Source organism: Cellulomonas sp. NPDC057328, assembly GCF_042667215.1.
Taxonomy (GTDB): Bacteria; Actinomycetota; Actinomycetes; order Actinomycetales; family Cellulomonadaceae; genus Cellulomonas.
Window position 1 is genome coordinate 15,289 of record NZ_JBHUZW010000018.1, and the last position, 17,571, is coordinate 32,859.

General features: G+C 75.0%; 21 protein-coding genes. 8 read left to right on the forward strand and 13 right to left on the reverse strand.

The genetic code is table 11. The features are described from left to right. The first annotated feature begins 49 nt into the window (after window positions 1-49). Entirely contained in the window at window positions 50-721 is a 672-nt protein-coding gene (gene serB, locus ACFUMH_RS05525) for a phosphoserine phosphatase SerB (protein WP_378201631.1), read from the forward strand. Between the two features lie 46 nt (window positions 722-767). On the opposite strand, the gene ACFUMH_RS05530 is transcribed toward serB, so the two are convergent. From ACFUMH_RS05530 to fabG, 3 genes are all read right to left on the reverse strand, one after another. Continuing rightward, the gene (locus tag ACFUMH_RS05530) at window positions 768-1,286 is read right to left on the reverse strand and encodes a SixA phosphatase family protein (protein WP_378201634.1); all 519 of its coding nucleotides are present in this window, start codon (window positions 1,284-1,286) and stop codon (window positions 768-770) included. A 79-nt stretch (window positions 1,287-1,365) separates the two neighbouring features. Next, window positions 1,366-2,133 carry an enoyl-ACP reductase FabI gene (gene fabI / locus ACFUMH_RS05535; protein WP_378201637.1) on the reverse strand — a complete coding sequence of 256 codons (768 nt, stop codon included), beginning with the start codon at window positions 2,131-2,133 and terminating at the stop codon, window positions 1,366-1,368. Between the two features lie 65 nt (window positions 2,134-2,198). Next, window positions 2,199-2,960, reverse strand: a complete 762-nt coding sequence (gene fabG / locus ACFUMH_RS05540; RefSeq protein WP_378201640.1) for a 3-oxoacyl-ACP reductase FabG — start codon at window positions 2,958-2,960, stop codon at window positions 2,199-2,201. Between the two features lie 112 nt (window positions 2,961-3,072). Between fabG and ACFUMH_RS05545 the strand changes: the two genes are divergently transcribed. Genes ACFUMH_RS05545 through ACFUMH_RS05555 form a run of 3 tightly spaced genes read left to right on the forward strand, consistent with a single transcriptional unit; the run spans window position 3,073 to window position 4,660 of the window. Then, window positions 3,073-3,408 (forward strand): DUF3099 domain-containing protein, encoded by a 336-nt coding sequence (locus ACFUMH_RS05545; RefSeq protein ID WP_378201643.1) that lies wholly within the window; start codon window positions 3,073-3,075, stop codon window positions 3,406-3,408. Beyond that, window positions 3,408-3,641: a hypothetical protein gene (locus ACFUMH_RS05550; protein ID WP_378201646.1), complete on the forward strand. Its 234-nt coding sequence runs from the start codon at window positions 3,408-3,410 to the stop codon at window positions 3,639-3,641. Before ACFUMH_RS05545 ends, ACFUMH_RS05550 begins: the two co-directional genes overlap by 1 nt. Next, window positions 3,638-4,660: an SURF1 family protein gene (locus ACFUMH_RS05555; RefSeq protein WP_378201649.1), complete on the forward strand. Its 1,023-nt coding sequence runs from the start codon at window positions 3,638-3,640 to the stop codon at window positions 4,658-4,660. Before ACFUMH_RS05550 ends, ACFUMH_RS05555 begins: the two co-directional genes overlap by 4 nt. A gap of 18 nt (window positions 4,661-4,678) precedes the next feature. Here the strand turns inward: ACFUMH_RS05555 and ACFUMH_RS05560 are convergent, their stop codons facing one another. Beyond that, the gene (locus tag ACFUMH_RS05560) at window positions 4,679-6,277 is read right to left on the reverse strand and encodes an ABC-F family ATP-binding cassette domain-containing protein (protein ID WP_378201652.1); all 1,599 of its coding nucleotides are present in this window, start codon (window positions 6,275-6,277) and stop codon (window positions 4,679-4,681) included. 161 nt (window positions 6,278-6,438) lie between these two features. Here ACFUMH_RS05560 and ACFUMH_RS05565 point away from each other — a divergent pair, with 161 nt between their 5' ends. The 4 genes from ACFUMH_RS05565 to ACFUMH_RS05580 all read left to right on the forward strand — a co-directional run bounded on the left by ACFUMH_RS05565 (window position 6,439) and on the right by ACFUMH_RS05580 (window position 9,466). Beyond that, window positions 6,439-7,113, forward strand: a complete 675-nt coding sequence (locus ACFUMH_RS05565) for a biotin transporter BioY (RefSeq protein ID WP_378201655.1) — start codon at window positions 6,439-6,441, stop codon at window positions 7,111-7,113. Further along, a complete protein-coding gene (locus ACFUMH_RS05570; RefSeq protein ID WP_378201658.1) occupies window positions 7,110-7,865 on the forward strand; it encodes an energy-coupling factor ABC transporter ATP-binding protein in 756 nt (251 codons plus the stop codon). Before ACFUMH_RS05565 ends, ACFUMH_RS05570 begins: the two co-directional genes overlap by 4 nt. After that, window positions 7,862-8,518: an energy-coupling factor transporter transmembrane component T family protein gene (locus tag ACFUMH_RS05575; protein ID WP_378201660.1), complete on the forward strand. Its 657-nt coding sequence runs from the start codon at window positions 7,862-7,864 to the stop codon at window positions 8,516-8,518. Before ACFUMH_RS05570 ends, ACFUMH_RS05575 begins: the two co-directional genes overlap by 4 nt. 72 nt (window positions 8,519-8,590) lie before the next feature. Then, complete coding sequence (locus ACFUMH_RS05580) at window positions 8,591-9,466, forward strand: neutral zinc metallopeptidase (RefSeq protein WP_378201663.1); 876 nt, start codon at window positions 8,591-8,593, stop codon at window positions 9,464-9,466. A gap of 88 nt (window positions 9,467-9,554) precedes the next feature. Here ACFUMH_RS05580 and ACFUMH_RS05585 read toward each other — a convergent pair whose 3' ends face one another. From ACFUMH_RS05585 to ACFUMH_RS05625, 9 genes are all read right to left on the reverse strand, one after another. After that, window positions 9,555-9,920 carry a metal-sulfur cluster assembly factor gene (locus tag ACFUMH_RS05585; protein ID WP_378201666.1) on the reverse strand — a complete coding sequence of 122 codons (366 nt, stop codon included), beginning with the start codon at window positions 9,918-9,920 and terminating at the stop codon, window positions 9,555-9,557. Continuing rightward, the gene (gene sufU / locus ACFUMH_RS05590) at window positions 9,917-10,405 is read right to left on the reverse strand and encodes a Fe-S cluster assembly sulfur transfer protein SufU (protein ID WP_378201669.1); all 489 of its coding nucleotides are present in this window, start codon (window positions 10,403-10,405) and stop codon (window positions 9,917-9,919) included. Before sufU ends, ACFUMH_RS05585 begins: the two co-directional genes overlap by 4 nt. Then, window positions 10,405-11,724, reverse strand: a complete 1,320-nt coding sequence (locus ACFUMH_RS05595; RefSeq protein ID WP_378201672.1) for a SufS family cysteine desulfurase — start codon at window positions 11,722-11,724, stop codon at window positions 10,405-10,407. Before ACFUMH_RS05595 ends, sufU begins: the two co-directional genes overlap by 1 nt. 118 nt (window positions 11,725-11,842) lie before the next feature. After that, a complete protein-coding gene (gene sufC, locus ACFUMH_RS05600) occupies window positions 11,843-12,604 on the reverse strand; it encodes a Fe-S cluster assembly ATPase SufC (protein WP_378201675.1) in 762 nt (253 codons plus the stop codon). Between the two features lie 20 nt (window positions 12,605-12,624). Beyond that, a complete protein-coding gene (locus ACFUMH_RS05605) occupies window positions 12,625-12,957 on the reverse strand; it encodes a non-heme iron oxygenase ferredoxin subunit (protein ID WP_378201678.1) in 333 nt (110 codons plus the stop codon). Then, on the reverse strand, window positions 12,954-14,249 hold the full coding sequence (sufD, locus tag ACFUMH_RS05610) for a Fe-S cluster assembly protein SufD (RefSeq protein ID WP_378201681.1): 1,296 nt from the start codon (window positions 14,247-14,249) through the stop codon (window positions 12,954-12,956). The genes ACFUMH_RS05605 and sufD overlap by 4 nt, the downstream gene beginning before the upstream one ends. Further along, complete coding sequence (gene sufB / locus ACFUMH_RS05615) at window positions 14,249-15,706, reverse strand: Fe-S cluster assembly protein SufB (protein ID WP_378201683.1); 1,458 nt, start codon at window positions 15,704-15,706, stop codon at window positions 14,249-14,251. Before sufB ends, sufD begins: the two co-directional genes overlap by 1 nt. A gap of 71 nt (window positions 15,707-15,777) precedes the next feature. Further along, window positions 15,778-16,533 (reverse strand): helix-turn-helix transcriptional regulator, encoded by a 756-nt coding sequence (locus tag ACFUMH_RS05620; protein ID WP_378201687.1) that lies wholly within the window; start codon window positions 16,531-16,533, stop codon window positions 15,778-15,780. Window positions 16,534-16,767: 234 nt separating this feature from the next. Next, a complete protein-coding gene (locus ACFUMH_RS05625; RefSeq protein ID WP_378201690.1) occupies window positions 16,768-17,370 on the reverse strand; it encodes a hypothetical protein in 603 nt (200 codons plus the stop codon). Window positions 17,371-17,571 lie beyond the last annotated feature (201 nt).

The following is a 17,571-nucleotide window of genomic DNA, read 5'->3' on the forward strand; positions in this document are numbered from 1 at the left end:
TGACGGACGCACCGCCGCGTCCGCCCGGTGCCGCACTACCCTGCCGGGCGTGGACAGCACCCCCGCACGCGCCGACGTCGCGACCGACTCCCGCCGGCTCGTCGTCATGGACGTCGACTCGACGCTCATCACCGGTGAGGTCGTCGAGATGCTGGCGGCACGGGCAGGCTCGCTGCCGCTCGTCGCCGCGGTCACCGAGCGGGCGATGCGCGGGGAGATCGACTTCGCCCAGTCGCTGCGCGAGCGCGTCGCCACGCTCGCGGGCCTGCCGGTCGCGGTGTTCGACGAGGTGCTGGCGGAGGCCGAGCTGACGCCCGGCGCCGTCGAGCTGGTCGCGGCGCTGCAGGAGCGCGGGTGGCCGGTGGGGCTGGTGTCCGGCGGCTTCGTCGAGGTCGTGCGTCCGCTGGCGGCGCGGCTGGCCATCACGCGCGTGCACGCGAACCGGCTCGAGGTCGCCGACGGCGTGCTGACGGGCCGCGTCGACGGCCCGGTGGTGGACCGCGCGGCGAAGGCCGCGACGCTGGCGGCGTGGGCGGCGGAGCTCGGGCTGCCGATGAGCCGGACCGTCGCGATCGGCGACGGCGCGAACGACCTCGACATGCTGGCCGCCGCCGCGACGGGCATCGCGTTCAACGCCAAGCCGGTCGTGGCGGCCGCGGCGGACGCGGCCGTCGACGGCCGCCTCGACGCCGTGCTGGCGCTGGAGCCCTTCGCGGGCTGACCCGGCTCCGTGCTGACCCGCCCGGCTCGGGGCTGACCCGCCGGGCTCAGCCGGTGGCGAGGTGCACGAGCCGCAGCGCGCCGGGCGCCGTGGCGTCCCACCCGCCGTCGAGCTCGAGGACGGACCACGAGGCGGTCGGCACACCGCGCTGCACGCGGGCCAGGACCTCGGCGTCGGAGCCGTCACCGGCCAACGTGGCTGCCGCGTGCGACATCGTCGGCTCGTGCCCGACCACGAGGACGGTCGTCGCGTCGGCGGGCACCGCCTGGACGGCCGCGGCGAGGTCGCCCGTCGTCGCGTCGTACAGGTCGTCGGTCACGGTCACGACGGCGTCGGGCGCACCGGCGGCCGCCAGGGCCGTGCGGGCGATCTCCCAGGTCTGCCGGGTGCGCAGCGCGGACGAGCACAGCACGTGCGTGGGCGCCAGGCCGGCGGCGGCGAGCGCGGCACCGGCGGCGGACGCCTGGCGCCGGCCGGCGAGCGCGAGGGGGCGCTCGTGGTCGGGCAGCACGCCGGCGGGCTCGGCCTTCGCGTGCCGCAGCAGCACGAGTCGGTGGGATGTCACCGCACCAGCGTCCCACCGCGGACGACCCGCGCGGCACGGTGTCCGCGCGGGTCGTGCGTGACGTGCGTGACGTCCCCCGTCACAGGCCCATCGCGTGGACGCCGCCGTCGACGTGGACGATCTCGCCCGTCGTCGCCGGGAACCAGTCCGACAGCAGGGCCGCGACCGCACGCGCGGTGGGCTCCGGGTCCGTCACGTCCCAGCCGAGGGGCGCACGGTCGGGCCAGCCGCCCTCCATCGACTCGAAGCCGGGGATCGACTTCGCGGCGGTGGTGCGGATCGGCCCGGCCGAGACGAGGTTGACGCGGATGCCCTGCGGCCCGAGGTCGCGGGCGAGGTACCGGGCCGTCGACTCGAACGCCGCCTTCGCGACGCCCATCCAGTCGTACACCGGCCACGCGTACCGCGCGTCGAACGTGAGGCCGACGACCGAGCCGCCCGGACCCATGAGCGGCAGTGCCGCGACGGCGAGCGACTTCAGCGAGTACGCGCTGATCTGCACGGCGGTCGCGACGTCGTCCCACTCCCCGGCGAGGAAGTTCCCGCCCATGACGGACTGCGGCGCGAAGCCGATCGAGTGCACGACGCCGTCGAGGTGGTCGGCGTGCTCGCGCACCCGGTCCGCGAGCGCGGCGAGGTCGTCGGCCGACGTGACGTCGAGCTCGACGACGGGTGCGGGCTTCGGCAGGCGGCGCGCGATCGCCTGCGTCAGGCGCATCTGGCGCCCGAACGACGACAGGACGACCTGCGCGCCCTGCTCCTGCGCGAGCCGCGCGACGTGGAACGCGATCGAGCCGTCCGTGAGGACGCCGGTGACCAGGAGCGTCTTGCCCTCGAGCAGTGCCATGGGGATGCCTTCCGTGCGGGGAGATCGGGATGCCGGCCGCGGGGCCGGCGCGGTGCCGGGGTGCGTCAGTGACCCATGCCGAGGCCGCCGTCGACGGGCACGACCGCGCCCGAGACGTACGCGGCCGCGTCGGACGCGAGGAACTCGACGACGCGCGCGACCTCCTCGGCGTGGCCGAACCGGCCGGCGGGGATCGACGCGAGGTACGCGTCCTGGCGGTCCTGCGGGAGCGCCTTCGTCATGTCGGTGTCGATGAAGCCGGGGGCGACGACGTTCGCGGTGATGTTCCGGCCGCCCAGCTCCCGCGTGATCGAGCGGGCCATGCCGACGAGCGCGGACTTCGACGCCGCGTAGTTGACCTGCCCCGGCGACCCGTACAGCCCGACGACGGACGAGATCAGCACGATGCGGCCGCGGCGCAGCCGGATCATGCCCTTGCTGGCGCGCCGCACGACGCGGAACGAGCCGGTCAGGTTGACGTCGAGGACGTCCGTGAACTCCTCGTCGGTCATGCGCATCAGCAGCTGGTCGCGCGTGACGCCGGCGTTGGCGACGACGACCTCCACGGGGCCCTGGGCCGCCTCGACCTCGGTGAACGCGGCGTCGACCGCGGCGGTGTCGCGCACGTCCGCGCGCACCTCCAGGACGCCGTCGGGTGCGCCGCCGGACCGGACGATCGTGGCCACCGCGTCGCCGTTCGCGAGGAAGCGCTCGGCGATGGCCCGCCCGATGCCGCGGTTGGCGCCCGTCACCAGGACGCTGCGCGGGGCGCGGACCGGCGCGGCGGTACCGGGGGTGGGCGTGGGCTCGGGTGTCGTCGCAGGCACGGGTCACGACGCTAGCCGACGGCGTGCGCCGCGCACGGGGTGCGGGCGCGCACGAGTTGCCCCTCACACGTTGTGGGAGACCCACAACGACGTGCGGCGCCTACCATGGGGTGTGAGCACCCGACGCCGTCGCGACCTCCCGCAGGAGGAGGTGCACCGCATCACGTCCGCGCCCGAGCCGCTGGCCGACGACCTCGCCCGCCGGCAGCGCCGCTACCTGTGGCAGATGGGCATCCGGGTGGTGTGCTTCCTCGCGGCGGGGCTGCTGTGGGCGCACGTGCCGTTCGCCGTGTCGATCACGCTGGTGGCGGCCGCGGTCGTCCTGCCCTACGTGGCCGTGCTCCTGGCCAACGCCGGGCGCGAGCGGCGGGTCGAGGGCGACGTGTACATGACGCCGCGCGAGCTGGGTGCCGGACCGCGGGGCGGCGGCGAGCTGGGCGGGTCGTGATGACCGCGCCCGTGCCCGATGCCGTCGACGAGCTGGTCTGCAGCGCGCGCGGGTGCCGCGCGGACGCGACGTGGGGCGTCCTGTGGAACAACCCGCGGCTGCACACGCCCGAGCGGCGCAAGGTGTGGCTCGCGTGCGACGAGCACCGCGAGCACCTGCGTCAGTACCTCGAGGTGCGCGGGTTCCTGCAGGACGTCGTCCCCGTCGCCGACCTCGAGCGGGCGGCCCCGTGAGCGGCGCGCCCGCGCGCACCCCGGCCGCCACCGGCCTCCCCGACATCGGCCCCGTCCGCCCGGGCCGGCCGCCCGGCGAGCCGTCGGACGCCCGCGCCGACGCACGCCGGCGCGCCCTCGGGCTGCTGGCGCTGGCCGTCGCGGTGGCGGTGGTGTGCACGCTGCTCGGCCGGTGGCAGTGGTACCGGCACGTGCACCGTGCGGAGGCGATCGCGGTCGTCGAGGCGAGCTACGCCGCGGCGCCGGTGGACCTGGCCGACCTCGTCGCCGACCCCGACGCCCCGCTGCCCACCGACGACACGTGGCGCGCGGCGACCGTGACCGGTCGCTACCTCCCCGACGCGACGGTCCTGCTGCGCAACCGCCCCGTCAACGGCACGCCCGCGTACCACGCCCTCGTTCCTCTGCTCGTCACCGACGCGGCACCCGACGGCTTCGGCACACCGGTCGACGCGGGGCGCGTCCTCGTGGTGGACCGCGGCTGGGTGCCCACGGGCGACGACGGGTCGGTGGGCGTCGACGTCCCCGCGCCCCCGCCGGGCGACGTCCGCGTCACCGTGCGCCTGCGGCCGGGCGAGGCCCCGAGCGACCGCGACGCCCCCGCCGGGCAGGTGCAGGCGATCGCGCCGGCGCAGGTCCTCGCGGCCGGCGGCGACGCCGTGCCCGCCGACGCCGCCCCGTACGCGGCGTACGGCGCGCTCGTCGAGGAGCTGCCGGCGGCCGCGGAGGCGCTCGGTCCGCTCGCGGCGCCGAGCACCGACCCGGGCTCGCACCTGTCCTACGCGTTCCAGTGGTGGGTGTTCGCGCTGGGCGGCCTCGTCGCGTTCTCGGTCGCGGCGCGGCGCGAGTGGCGGGACGGCGCCACGACCCCGGGTACGGCACCGGGCGCGTCCCCGGCCGGCACCGACCCGGCCGCGCCCGGTCCGACCCGCCGCCGACGCGCGCCGGGCCGCGACGAGCTCGACGAGGACGCGGAGATCGACGCGCAGCTGGCCGGCCGCGCCGGGCGGCCGGCCTGAGCCGTCCCGTGCGGGCCGTCAGGCCAGCGCGATGAGATCCAGGTAGTCGGGGCCCCAGAGGTCCTCGTCGCCGTCGGGCAGCAGCAGCACGCGCTCCGGCTCGAGCGCCGCGACCGCGCCCTCGTCGTGGCTGACGAGCACGACGGCACCCTTGTAGCCGCGCAGCGCGGCGAGGATCTCCTCCCGCGAGGCGGGGTCGAGGTTGTTCGTCGGCTCGTCGAGCAGCAGGACGTTCGCGCTGGACACGACGAGGGCCGCGAGCGCGAGCCGCGTCTTCTCCCCGCCCGACAGCACGCGCGCCGGCTTGTCGGCGTCGTCCCCGGAGAACAGGAACGAGCCGAGCACCGAGCGCACCTGCGTGTCGGTGAGGTCGGGCGCCGCGGTGCGCAGGTTCTCCACGACCGTGCGGTCGAGGTCGAGGGTCTCGTGCTCCTGCGCGTAGTAGCCGAGCTTGAGGCCGTGCCCGGGCTTCACCTCGCCGGTGTCGGGCGTCTCCAGGCCGCCGAGCATGCGCAGCAGCGTCGTCTTCCCCGCGCCGTTGAGCCCGAGGACGACGACCTTGCTCCCGCGGTCGATCGCGAGGCTGACGTCGGTGAAGACCTCCTGCGAGCCGTACGACTTCGACAGGCCCTCGGCCGTGATGGGCGTGCGCCCGCTAGGCGCGGGGTCGGGGAACCGCAGCTTCGCGACCTTGTCGGACACGCGCGCCGCCTCCAGCCCGGAGAGCATGCGCTCGGCACGGCGTGCCATGTTCTGCGCCGCGACGGCCTTGGTCGCCTTCGCGCGCATCTTGTCGGCCTGGGCGATGAGCGCCGCGGCCTTCTTCTCGGCGTTGGCGCGCTCGCGCCGGCGGCGCTTCTCGTCCGTCTCGCGCTGCAGCAGGTACGCGTCCCAGCCCAGGTTGTACTGGTCGAGCTGCGACCGGTTCGCGTCCAGGTGGTAGACCTTGTTGACCGTGGCCCGCAGCAGCTCGACGTCGTGGCTGATGACGAGGAACCCGCCCGGGTAGGCCTTGAGGTAGTCGCGCAGCCAGACGATCGAGTCGGCGTCGAGGTGGTTCGTCGGCTCGTCGAGCAGCAGCGTCTCCGCGCCGGAGAACAGGATGCGCGCGAGCTCGACGCGGCGGCGCTGGCCGCCGGACAGCGTGCCGAGCGGCTGCCCGAGCACGCGCTCGTCGAGGCCGAGCGCCGCGGTGATGCGGTGGGCCTCCGACTCGGCCGCGTACCCGCCGGCGGCGGTGAACCGCGCCTCGAGCTTCGTGTACCGCTCCATCGCGCGGTCGCGCGTCGCGTCGTCGGCGGACGCCATGGCGCCCTCCGTCTCGCGCATCGCGGCGAGCACGGCGTCGAGGCCGCGCGCCGAGAGCACGCGGTCCATCGAGAGCTGCGCGAGGTCGCCGGACGCGGGGTCCTGCGGCAGGTAGCCGACGTCCCCGCCGAGCGAGATCGTGCCGCCCGTGGGCTGGGTCTCCCCCGCGAGCGTCTTGGTCAGCGTGGTCTTGCCGGCGCCGTTGCGGCCGACGAGACCGATCCGGTCGCCGGCGGCGATGCGGAAGGTCGTGGGTTCGAGCAGGACGCGTGCGCCCACGCGGAGCTCGACGGCCGAGGCGGTGATCACTGTGGTTTCCTCCGACGACGCCGGGAGGGTTCTGGAGCCCGGCACAAACGCCCGACAGTCTACCGAGCCGCTAGCGTGACGAGCGGCTCAGGGGTGCGCCGGCGGCCGGCGCACGCGCCGGGGTGCCGCGCGACCCCGACACTCCCCGCGGAAGGCGACCCATGTCCAGCGCTTTCGACGACACGACCACCCGACCGGGCGCGCCCGCTGACGGCCCTGACGCCCCGGCGTCGGCGCTGCCCGCGCCCCGCACCCGCCGCCGCCGGGCGACCGACGTCGCTCTCGTCGCGACCTTCGCCGCCTTCGTCGCGGCGTGCGCACTCGTCCCGCCGATCCCCACGGGCTCGGGCGTGCCGATCACGCTGCAGACGTTCGGCGTGATCCTCGCCGGCCTCGTGCTCGGCCCGCTGCGCGGCTTCCTCGCGGTGACGCTCTACCTGGTCGTCGGCCTCGCGGGTGTGCCGGTCTTCGCCGAGCTGACGGGCGGGCTCGGCGTCCTGGGCAAGCCTTCGGTCGGCTACCTGCTCTCCTTCCCGCTCGCCGCGGCCGTCGCCGGTCTGCTGGCGCGCGTCGCGCTCCGCGCGCCCCTGCGGTGGCGCTGGGCCGCCCTCGCCGCTGCCGGGCTCGGCGCGTCGTTCCTCACCGTGCACCCGTCCGGCATCGCGGGGCTCATGTGGCGCCTCGGCGTCGACCTGCCCGCCGCCTTCGCGATCGACGTCGTCTACTGGCCCGGCGACGTCGTCAAGAACCTGCTCGCCGGCGCGGTCACCGTGGCCGTGCTGCGGGCCTACCCCGACCTGCGTCGCGACGTGCCGGCCCGCGCACCCCGCCCGTGATCGAGCTCCAGGACGTCGAGGTCACGGCCTGGACGTCCGACGCCGACGGCGGCGACCGCGTCGTGCGGCTGCTCGGGCCGGTGTCGCTGCGGCTGGCGGAGCGGCGTGTCGCCGTCGTCGGCGCCAACGGCTCGGGCAAGTCCACGCTCGCGCGGCTGCTCAACGGGCTCGTCCTGCCGTCGGCCGGGCACGTGCGCGTCGACGGGCTCGACACGGCGCACGACGGCGCGGCGGTGCGGCGGCGCGTCGGCTTCGTCTTCACCGACCCCGACGCCCAGATCGTCATGCCGACACCGGTGGAGGACGTCGCGCTCTCGCTGCGCCGCACCGTGCCCGACGCGGCGGAGCGCACCGCGCGGGCGCTCGACGTGCTCGCCCGGTTCGGCCTCGCGGAGCGCGCCCACGTGCCGGTGCACTCCCTGTCGGGCGGCCAGCGCCAGCTGCTGGCGCTCGCCGCCGTCCTCGCCACCGAGCCGGCCGTCCTCGTGTGCGACGAGCCGACCACGCTGCTCGACCTGCGCTGGCGCACGCGCGTCGACGCGCTCCTCGCGTCGCTCGAGCAGCAGGTGGTCGTCGTCACGCACGACCTGGAGGCGGCCGCGCACGCCGAGCGGGTGCTGGTCGTCGACGGCGGGGCCGTCGTGGCCGACGGCCCGCCCGGGCCCGGGCTGGCGCACTACCGCGCGCTCATGACCGGTCCCGCGCCGGGCGCGGACGCGGGCCACGCACCGGCGCACGGGACGCGCGCGTGAGACGCCGCGGGGGCGACCGCGCCGGGCGGCCGGTGCGTGCGCCGTGGGCGGGCCCGCTCGGCCTGCACCACCCCGGCCACAGCGTGCTGCACCGCGCGCCCGTGCCGGCGAAGCTCGCCGCCCTCGCCGTCACCAGCGTCGCGGTCGTCCTCGTGCGGGGCGTCCCGGCGGCCGTCGTGGGCCTCGCCGTCGTCCTCGGCGCCACCGCGCTGGCGCGCGTCCCGTGGCACCGCACCACGCGCGGCCTCCTGCCCGTCGTGCTCACGGCGGTCGTGCTCGGCGCGTACCAGGCGTGGGTCGGCGACCCGGCGCGCGGCGTCGAGGCGGCGCTGGACCTGCTGACGCTCGTGCTGGCGGGCACCCTCGTCACCGCCACCACCCGCGCGGACGCCCTGCTCGCCGCCGTCACGCGCGCCGCCCGGCCGCTGCGGCACGTCGGCCTGCCGCCCGAGACGGTCGGGCTCGCCGTCGGCCTCTTCCTGCGCAGCGTGCCCCTGCTGGTGCACACCGTCACCGAGACGCGCGACGCCGCCCGCGCACGCGGGCTCGGTCGCGATCCCCGGGCGCTCGTCGTGCCTGCCGCCGTCCGCATGGTCGGCCACGCGCGGACGACGGGCGACGCCCTCGCGGCGCGCGGGCTCGGCGACGACTGACACGTCGGACGCCCGACCAGGACCGCCGGCCCTCGCCGGGCGGCCGCGCACGCCCCGGTCTACCGTGACGCCGTGACGTTCAGCGAGGGTGGCCAGTTCGAGGGCGGACGCGTCCGCCGACGGTCCGGCGGGCGCGCCGCCGCAGCGGGTGGCGGCGGTCTGGTCGGCGTGATCGCGCTGGCGATCTTCCTGTTCACGGGCCAGGACGTGTCCCCGCTGCTCGGGGGTGGCACCGGGGGTGGCCAGGGTCAGGTGGAGGACGTCGGCGCGTGCACCGTCGAGCAGGCGAACACCGACCCGACGTGCCGGTTCTCCGCGACCGTGCAGTCGCTCGACGCCTTCTGGTCCGCCACGCTGCCCGCGACCGGCGCGACGTTCGCGCAGCCGGCCGGTGAGGTCTTCGAGGGCGCCACGCAGACCGCCTGCGGCGCGGCGTCGGCGTCGACCGGCCCGTTCTACTGCCCGCCCGACCAGACGATCTACCTCGACCTCGGCTTCTTCCAGCTCCTGCAGTCGCAGTACGGCGCGCAGGGCGGACCGCTCGCGGAGATGTACGTCTACGCGCACGAGTACGGGCACCACGTCCAGAACCTGACCGGCGTCTTCGACCGCGCCGACCGCAGCGGCGGCGGTGCCGAGTCCGACTCCGTGCGCGTCGAGCTCCAGGCCGACTGCTACGCCGGCATGTGGGCCGGCGACGCCGCGACACGCGTCGACCCCGACCGCGGCGTCACGTTCCTCGAGCCCATCACCGAGGAGGAGCTCGCGCAGGCCCTCGACGCGGCTGCCGCCGTCGGCGACGACCACATCCAGCAGCAGTCGGGCGGCGGCGTGGACCCGCACACGTGGACGCACGGCTCCAGCGAGCAGCGGCAGCGCTGGTTCACCGTGGGCTACGAGCGGGGCTCGGTCGAGGCGTGCGACACGTTCGCCGCCACCACGCTCTGACGCGGGCACCTCGTACGGCCCGGCACACGCCGACGGCCCGGTCCCCTCGCGGGGCCGGGCCGTCGTCCCGTGCTCGGACGGTGGTGCGTCAGATGTTGAAGCCGAGGGCCCGCATCTGCTCGCGACCGTCGTCCGTGATCTTCTCGGGGCCCCACGGCGGCATCCACACCCAGTTGATGCGGAAGCCGTCGACGAGCCCGTCGAGCGCCTGCGCCGACTGGTCCTCGATGACGTCCGTCAGCGGGCATGCCGCGGACGTGAGCGTCATGTCGATGACGGCCGTGCTGCCCTCGAGCGCGATGCCGTAGACGAGGCCGAGGTCGACGACGTTGATGCCGAGCTCGGGGTCGATGACGTCGCGCAGGGCCTCCTCGAGGTCGGCGACGTTGGCCGGGGCGGCACCGGGCGCGGGAACCGCGGCGGGTGCCGGCGTGGTGGTCTCTTCGGTGGTCATGCGTCCTCCCGGGCGCGTGCGCCGGACGTGATGAGGGCGTCGGACAGGGCGGTCCACCCCAGCAGCGCGCACTTCACGCGTGCCGAGAACCGCCCGACGCCCGTGAAGGCGGTGGCGTCGCCGAGGAGGTCCTCGGCGTGCTCGTCGTCGAGCCCGGCGCCCTTGGACTGCATGAGCGCGCGGAACGTGGCGGCGAGCTCGTCGACGCCCGTGAGGTCCTGGTCGACGACGAGGTCGTGCAGCACGGAGACGGAGGCCTGCGAGATGCTGCAGCCCTGCCCCTCCCAGCGCACGTCGCGCACGACGCCGGCGTCGTCGAGGTCGACCTGCAGGGTCACCTCGTCACCGCACGTGGGGTTCACCTGGTGCGACTCCCCCGTGCGTGCCGCGGCGTCGACCGCGTCGCCGAGGCCCCGCCCGTGCGGGTACTTCGCGTGGTCCAGGATGACCTGCTGGTACAGCTGCTCCATCGATCCGGTGCTCATCACGCTCCCTCCGCACCGAAGAACGCTCGGACCCCCGCCAGTGCTTCCCGGAACGCGGAGACGTCCTCGGCGGTCGTGTAGACGCCCGCCGACGCGCGTGTCGTGGCCGCGACGCCGAAGCGCCGGTGCAGCGGCTGCGCGCAGTGGTGGCCGACGCGGACGGCGACGCCCGCGTCGTCGAGCACCTGCCCGACGTCGTGCGCGTGCACGCCGTCGACGACGAACGCGACGTTCGCGAGCCGGTCCACCGTGTCCGTCGGGCCGATCACCCGCACGCCGGGGACGGACGCGACGGCGTCGAGCAGCAGCCCCGCCATCTCCGTCTCGTGCGCGTGCACCGCCTCCATGCCGAGCTCGCCGAGGTACTGCGCGGCGGCGCCGAGGGCGACGGCCTGCGACACCATCTGCGTGCCGGCCTCGAACCGCTGCGGCGGCGGCGCGTACGTCGTCGTCTCCATGGTGACGACCTCGACCATCGACCCGCCGGTGCTCACGGGCGGCATCGCCTCGAGCAGCTCGCGCCGCCCGTACAGCGCGCCGACGCCCGTGGGGCCGTACATCTTGTGCCCGGAGAACGCGGCGAAGTCCACGCCGAGGCCCGCCAGGTCGACGGGCATGTGCGGCACCGACTGGCAGGCGTCGAGCACCGTGAGGGCCCCGACCTCGCGGGCGCGGGCGACGAACCGGTCCACCGGGGTCACGGCGCCCGTCACGTTCGACGCGTGCGAGAACGCCAGCACGCGCGTACGTGCGGTGACGACCGTGTCGAGGTCCTCGACCCGCAGCCGGCCGTCGTCGGTCACGCCGATCCAGCGCAGCGTCGCCCCGGTGCGGGCCGCGAGCTCCTGCCACGGCACGAGGTTCGCGTGGTGCTCGAGCTCGGTGACGACGATCTCGTCGCCGGGGCCGAGCGCGAACCGCCGCGCCGCCTCGCCGCCGCGACCCAGGGTCGCGTTCGACATCGCGTACGCGACGAGGTTGAGGGCGGCCGTCGCGTTCGACGTCCAGACGACCTCGCCGGGCGTGGCACCGACGAAGCCGGCGACGCGCGCGCGGGCGTCCTCGAACGCCTCGGTGGCCTCCTCGGCGAGCTGGTGCGCGCCGCGGTGCACGGCGGCGTTGCGCTGCAGGTAGAAGTCCTGCTCCGCGTCGAGGACGACGTCGGGCTTCTGGGACGTCGCGCCGGAGTCCAGGTAGACCAGCGGACGCCCGTCGCGGAGCGTCCGCGCGAGCAGCGGGAAGTCGGCGCGGACCGCGGCGAGCTCCGCCGCGGACAGCCGGCCGGCGGGTGCGGCGACCGGCTCGAGCGTGCTGGTCATGGGGTGTCCTCCCGGACGGCGGGACGTGGGCGGCCGGCGACCGGCCGCGGGACCGCACCGCTGGTGCGGGTCGTGCGGTGCCGGGACGCGGTTCGCGCCGCGTCCCGGCACCGGGTGCTCACGCCTGCGCGGACGTGAGGAAGCGGTCGTAGCCCTCGTTCTCGAGGCGCTCGGCGAGCTCCGGGCCGCCCTGCTCGGCGATCCGGCCGTCGACGAAGACGTGCACGAAGTCCGGCTTGATGTAGCGCAGGATGCGCGTGTAGTGCGTGATCAGCAGCATGCCGACGTCGGTCGTCTCGCGGACGCGGTTGACGCCCTCCGACACGATCCGCAGCGCGTCGACGTCGAGACCGGAGTCGGTCTCGTCGAGGATCGCGATACGCGGCTTGAGCAGCTCCATCTGGAGGATCTCGTGGCGCTTCTTCTCGCCGCCCGAGAAGCCCTCGTTGACCGAGCGCTCGGCGAACGTGGCGTCCATGCGCAGCGCGTCCATGGCGCCCCGCACGTCCTTGACCCACGTACGCAGCGGCGGGGCCTCGCCGTCGATCGCCGTCTTGGCGGTGCGCAGGAAGTTCGACACCGACACGCCCGGCACCTCGACGGGGTACTGCATCGCGAGGAACATGCCCGCGCGGGCACGCTCGTCGACGCTCATCTCGAGCACGTCCTCGCCGTCCAGCAGGACGGTGCCGGAGGTGATCTGGTACTTCGGGTGGCCGGCGAGCGAGTACGCCAGCGTGGACTTGCCGGACCCGTTTGGGCCCATGATCGCGTGGGTCTCGCCGCTGTTCACGGTGAGGTCGACGCCGCGCAGGATGGGCTTGGCGCCCTCCTTCGTCTCGACGCTGACGTGCAGGTCGCGGATCTCCAGGGTGGACATCGCAGGGACTCCTCGGGGGTTCAGAGCGGGGCGTCGACGTCGACGAGCACACGCTCGCCGTCGACGGTCACGGGGTAGACGGGGACGGGGCGGACGGCCGGCGGCGACAGCGGCTTGCCGCTGCGCAGGTCGAAGCGCGACCCGTGCAGCCAGCACTCGACCGTGCAGTCCTCGACCTCGCCCTCGGAGAGGGAGACGGCGCCGTGCGAGCACACGTCGCTGATGGCGTGCCACTCGCCGGACTCGTCGCGCACGACGGCGACCTCGACGGGTCCCGCCTCGCCCTCGAGCTCGACGCGCAGCGTGCCGGCGACGGGCACGTCGGCGGTGTAGCAGGCGAGCTGCGCGCTCATGCGCGCTCCGCCGGGGCGACCGCCTCGGACTCCTCGACCCGCGGCGTGCCGAGGATCTCGCTCATCGACTTCTCGAGCTCGGCCTCGATCGACGCGATGAGGCGCTCCTCGACCTCCGGCACGCCGATCTCGTGGATGAGCTCGGCGAAGAAGCCGCGCACGACGAGCCGACGCGCGTCCGCCTCGGGGATGCCCCGGGCGCGCAGGTAGAACAGCTGCTCGTCGTCGAACCGGCCGGTGGCGCTCGCGTGCCCGGCGCCCTCGATGACGCCCGTCTCGATCTCGAGGTTCGGCACCGAGTCCGCGCGCGCGCCGTCCGTGAGGACGAGGTTGCGGTTGAGCTCGTAGGTGTCCGTGCCCTCGGCGGCCGCGCGGATGAGCACGTCGCCCACCCACACGGTGTGCGCGCCGGCACCCTGCAGCGCGCCCTTGTACGTCACGCGCGACACGCAGCTGGGCACCGCGTGGTCGACGAACAGGCGGTGCTCCTGGTGCTGGTCGGCGTCCGCGAAGTACGCGCCGAGCATCGTGACCGACGCGCCCTCGCCGACGAACTCGGCGTCCGGCGTGACGCGCACGACGTCGCCGCCGAGCGTGACGACGATGTGCTTGACCGACGCGTCGCGGCCGATCCGCAGGCGGTGGCTCGACGTGTGGACGGTGCCCTCGGACCAGTCCTGCACCGACACGACGGTCAGGTGCGCCCCGTCCTCCGCGACGATCTCGACCGTCTCGGTGAGGTTCGCGTGCCCGACGTGGTCGATGACGACGACGCCCTGCGACAGCGGCTCGGCGTGCACGACCAGGTGCGTGGCCGTCGGCTCCTCGGCGACGTCGCCCGTCGCGGCGCCCTCGACGACGATCGACGTCACCTTGGTCGACACCGACTCGCGCGGCAGCGTGAGGACGGTCGCGCGCTCGAACGACGCCCACGCGGTGGCCGCGGCCCGGTCGCCGGGCCGGCCGGCCCGGCCCAGGCGCACGTCGTCGCGGTCGACGATCTCGACCCGCGCCTCGGGCGACTCGACGACGGTCGTGAGGACGCCGTGGCCGGACAGGACGCCGTCGGTCGCGGCACCGAACAGCGGCGCGATCCGGTCGACGGGGGCGAACCGCCACTCCTCCTCCCGGCCCGTGGGGACCGGGAAGTCGGCGACGTCGAAGCTCGTCCTGCGCGCGGCGCGGGACGACTCCGGCACGGTGCCGACGCCGTGGGAGTGGGCGCCGTCCGCGACGGCGCGCGAGTGGTCGGTCGAGAGGCCGGTGGCGCCCTCGTTGGTGGTGGTCGTCATCAGCCGACGGATCCTTCCATCTGCAGCTCGATGAGGCGGTTGAGCTCGAGCGCGTACTCCATGGGCAGCTCGCGCGCGATGGGCTCGACGAACCCGCGCACGATCATGGCCATCGCCTCGGTCTCCGCCATGCCCCGGGACATCAGGTAGAACAGCTGGTCCTCGCTGACGCGCGAGACCGTCGCCTCGTGACCCATCGACACGTCGTCCTCGCGGACGTCGACGTACGGGTAGGTGTCCGAGCGCGAGATCTGGTCGACCAGCAGCGCGTCGCACAGCACGTTCGACGCGGAGTGCGAGGCGCCCTCGAGGATCTGCACGAGCCCGCGGTACGACGTGCGGCCACCGCCGCGCGCGACCGACTTCGAGACGATCGAGCTCGACGTGTGCGGTGCTGCGTGGACCATCTTCGAGCCGGCGTCCTGGTGCTGGCCCTCGCCTGCGAACGCGATCGACAGCGTCTCGCCGCGCGCGTGCTCGCCCATGAGGTAGATGGCCGGGTACTTCATCGTGACCTTGGAGCCGATGTTGCCGTCGACCCACTCCATCGTCCCGCCCTCGGCGACCGTGGCGCGCTTGGTCACGAGGTTGTAGACGTTGTTCGACCAGTTCTGGATGGTCGTGTAGCGCACGCGCGCGTTCTTCTTCACGACGATCTCGACGACGGCCGAGTGCAGCGAGTCGGACTGGTAGATCGGGGCCGTGCAGCCCTCGACGTAGTGCACGTACGAGCCCTCGTCCGCGATGATCAGCGTCCGCTCGAACTGGCCCATGTTCTCCGTGTTGATGCGGAAGTAGGCCTGCAGCGGGATCTCGACGTGCACGCCCGGCGGCACGTAGACGAAGGAGCCGCCCGACCACGTGGCGGTGTTGAGCGACGCGAACTTGTTGTCGCCCGGGGGGATCACCGAGCCGAAGTACTGCTCGAAGATCTCCGGGTGCTCGCGCAGGCCCGTGTCGGTGTCGAGGAAGATGACGCCCTGCTCCTCGAGCGACTCCTGGATCTGGTGGTACACGACCTCGGACTCGTACTGCGCGGCGACGCCCGCGACGAGGCGCTGCTTCTCCGCCTCCGGGATGCCGAGGCGGTCGTACGTGTTCTTGATGTCCTCGGGCAGGTCCTCCCAGCTGGTGGCCTGCTTCTCCGTGGACCGCACGAAGTACTTGATGTTGTCGAAGTCGATGCCCGACAGGTCCGCGCCCCACCAGGGCATCGGCTTCTTGTCGAACATGCGCAGCGCCTTGAGGCGCGTCTTCAGCATCCACTCGGGCTCGTTCTTGAGCCGCGAGATGTCACGCACGACGTCCTCGGACACGCCGCGGCGCGCGCTCGCGCCCGCGACGTCCGGGTCGTGCCAGCCGTAGGTGTAGTTGCCGAGGGAGGCGATGGCCTCGTCCTGGCTCAGCGGCTCGGTCGCCGCCGGCCGGGTGGCCGTCTCGTCCGTGGGTGCGCTCATGGTGTCGGTCCTTCCGTCGAGTGCACGTGCGGGGTCAAGGGTGGGGTTCGGGGCGGGTGCGGCGGCCGGGGTCACGGGCCGCCGCTCGGGGGTCTGCGGGTCGGGACGCTCGTGGTGCACACGTGCCCGCCGGAGGTCAGGGTGGACAGCCGCTGGACGTGCACGCCCAGCAGCCGGCCGAACGCGCGGGTCTCGGCCTCGCACAGCTGGGGGAACTCCGCGGCCACCTCCTGCACGGGGCAGTGGCCCTGGCAGAGCTGCAGCGCGCCGGTGCCGGGCACCGGACGCGCCGACGCCGCGTAGCCGTCGCGCGCGAGGGCGTCGGCGAGGGCGTGCGTGCGCGCGGTGACGTCGTCGCCCGCGGCGGCGACCGCCTCGGCGTGCCGCGTCTCGAGCTCGCGGACGCGCTGCTCGGCGAAGCGCTCGACGGCCTCGGGCCCGGCGGCGTCCGCCAGGAACCGCAGGGCGTCGGCGGCGATCTCGGCGTAGCGCTGCGACAGCGTGCCCTGGCCGTGGCCGGTGACGACGTAGCGGCGGGCGGGGCGTCCGCGGCCGCGGGCACCGCCGGGGCCGACGTGCACGGTGACCTGGCCGGCGTGCTCGAGGGCGGCGAGGTGGCGCCGGACGCCGGCCGCGGCGAGGTCGAGCGCCGTGGCGACGTCGGCCGCGCTGACGGGCCCGTCCGTGGCGACGATCTGCAGGACGCGGCGGCGCGTGCCCGCGTCGTGGTCGGCGGCGTCGGGGACCGGCGCGAGGACCGCGTGGGCGGACGGCGGGGCCGGCGTGGGCACCGGGGCGGGCGCGGCGACGGGCAGCAGGCTGCTCACTGCTCACCTCCGCGGGTCTCGACCGACGCGCCCGGTCGTCGGTCGACGCCGGGCGGGGCGTGCCCACGTCGAGGACGCAGGCTCCTGATATCGGCAACATCCTTGTTGCCGAAATCCATCCCTGCAAGCAAGGACACCCTTGGTGAGCCGTGCCTCACACCGGTCCCGCACCGGTCCCGCACCGGTCTCGCACCGGTCCCGCACCGGTCTCGCACCGGTCTTGCACCGCGCTCCTCACACCGCGCTGCGCGCCATCCCCGCCTGCCGCCGCCGCGCGGCCTCGAGCGCCTGCCGGCTCGACGCCACCTGGTCCGCCGGCGCCCGCTCGCGCTGCCGGCGCTCGAGCGCGGCCCCGAACAGGACCGCCGCCTCCGCGTAGCGGCCCTCGTCGTACCGGACCTTGCCCTGGTGCTGGTCGGCGAACCCCAGGACGGTCGCGCAGTCGCGCCGCACCGCCTCGTCGCCGACCGCCGCCGCGTCCGCGGCCGTGGCCTCCGCCGCGCGCCGCACCGCGTCCACGACAGCGTCGGCGTCGGCGTGCCGACGCTGCCAGTGCAGCACGTGCGCGAGCCGCAGCATCGGCCGGTACGCCGCGGGCCGCAGGGCCTGCTCCGCACCGGGCAGCGCGGCGGGCGACGCGGGGCCGCCGTGCCGCACGACGTCGGCCCACGCGAGCGTCTCCGCCGACCCGAGCGCCCCGAGGATCCGCAGCCACGCGACCCGCTCGCCGTCGGCGGCCACACCCCGGGCCTCGAGCGCCTCGACGTGCGCCCAGACGGCCGTCACGTCGCCGGGCACCTCCCGCAGCGAGTCGGGGTCGATGCGGTACGTGGGCACGGGCTCTCCCGTCGTCGTCGGCTGGGGGGACGGCGCCCGCGGGCGCCGCCGCGTCACCCTAGAGGGCACGGAAGTCGCCTCGCGCGCGTCGTCCATCTGGGGGACATCCCGGACGAGTGCGACGGCCGCGGGAGGGCCACGGGCCCGGGGTCGGACCGCCGTCGGGCCGGTGCACGGCGGTGCCGTGCCCGCACCCGCCGT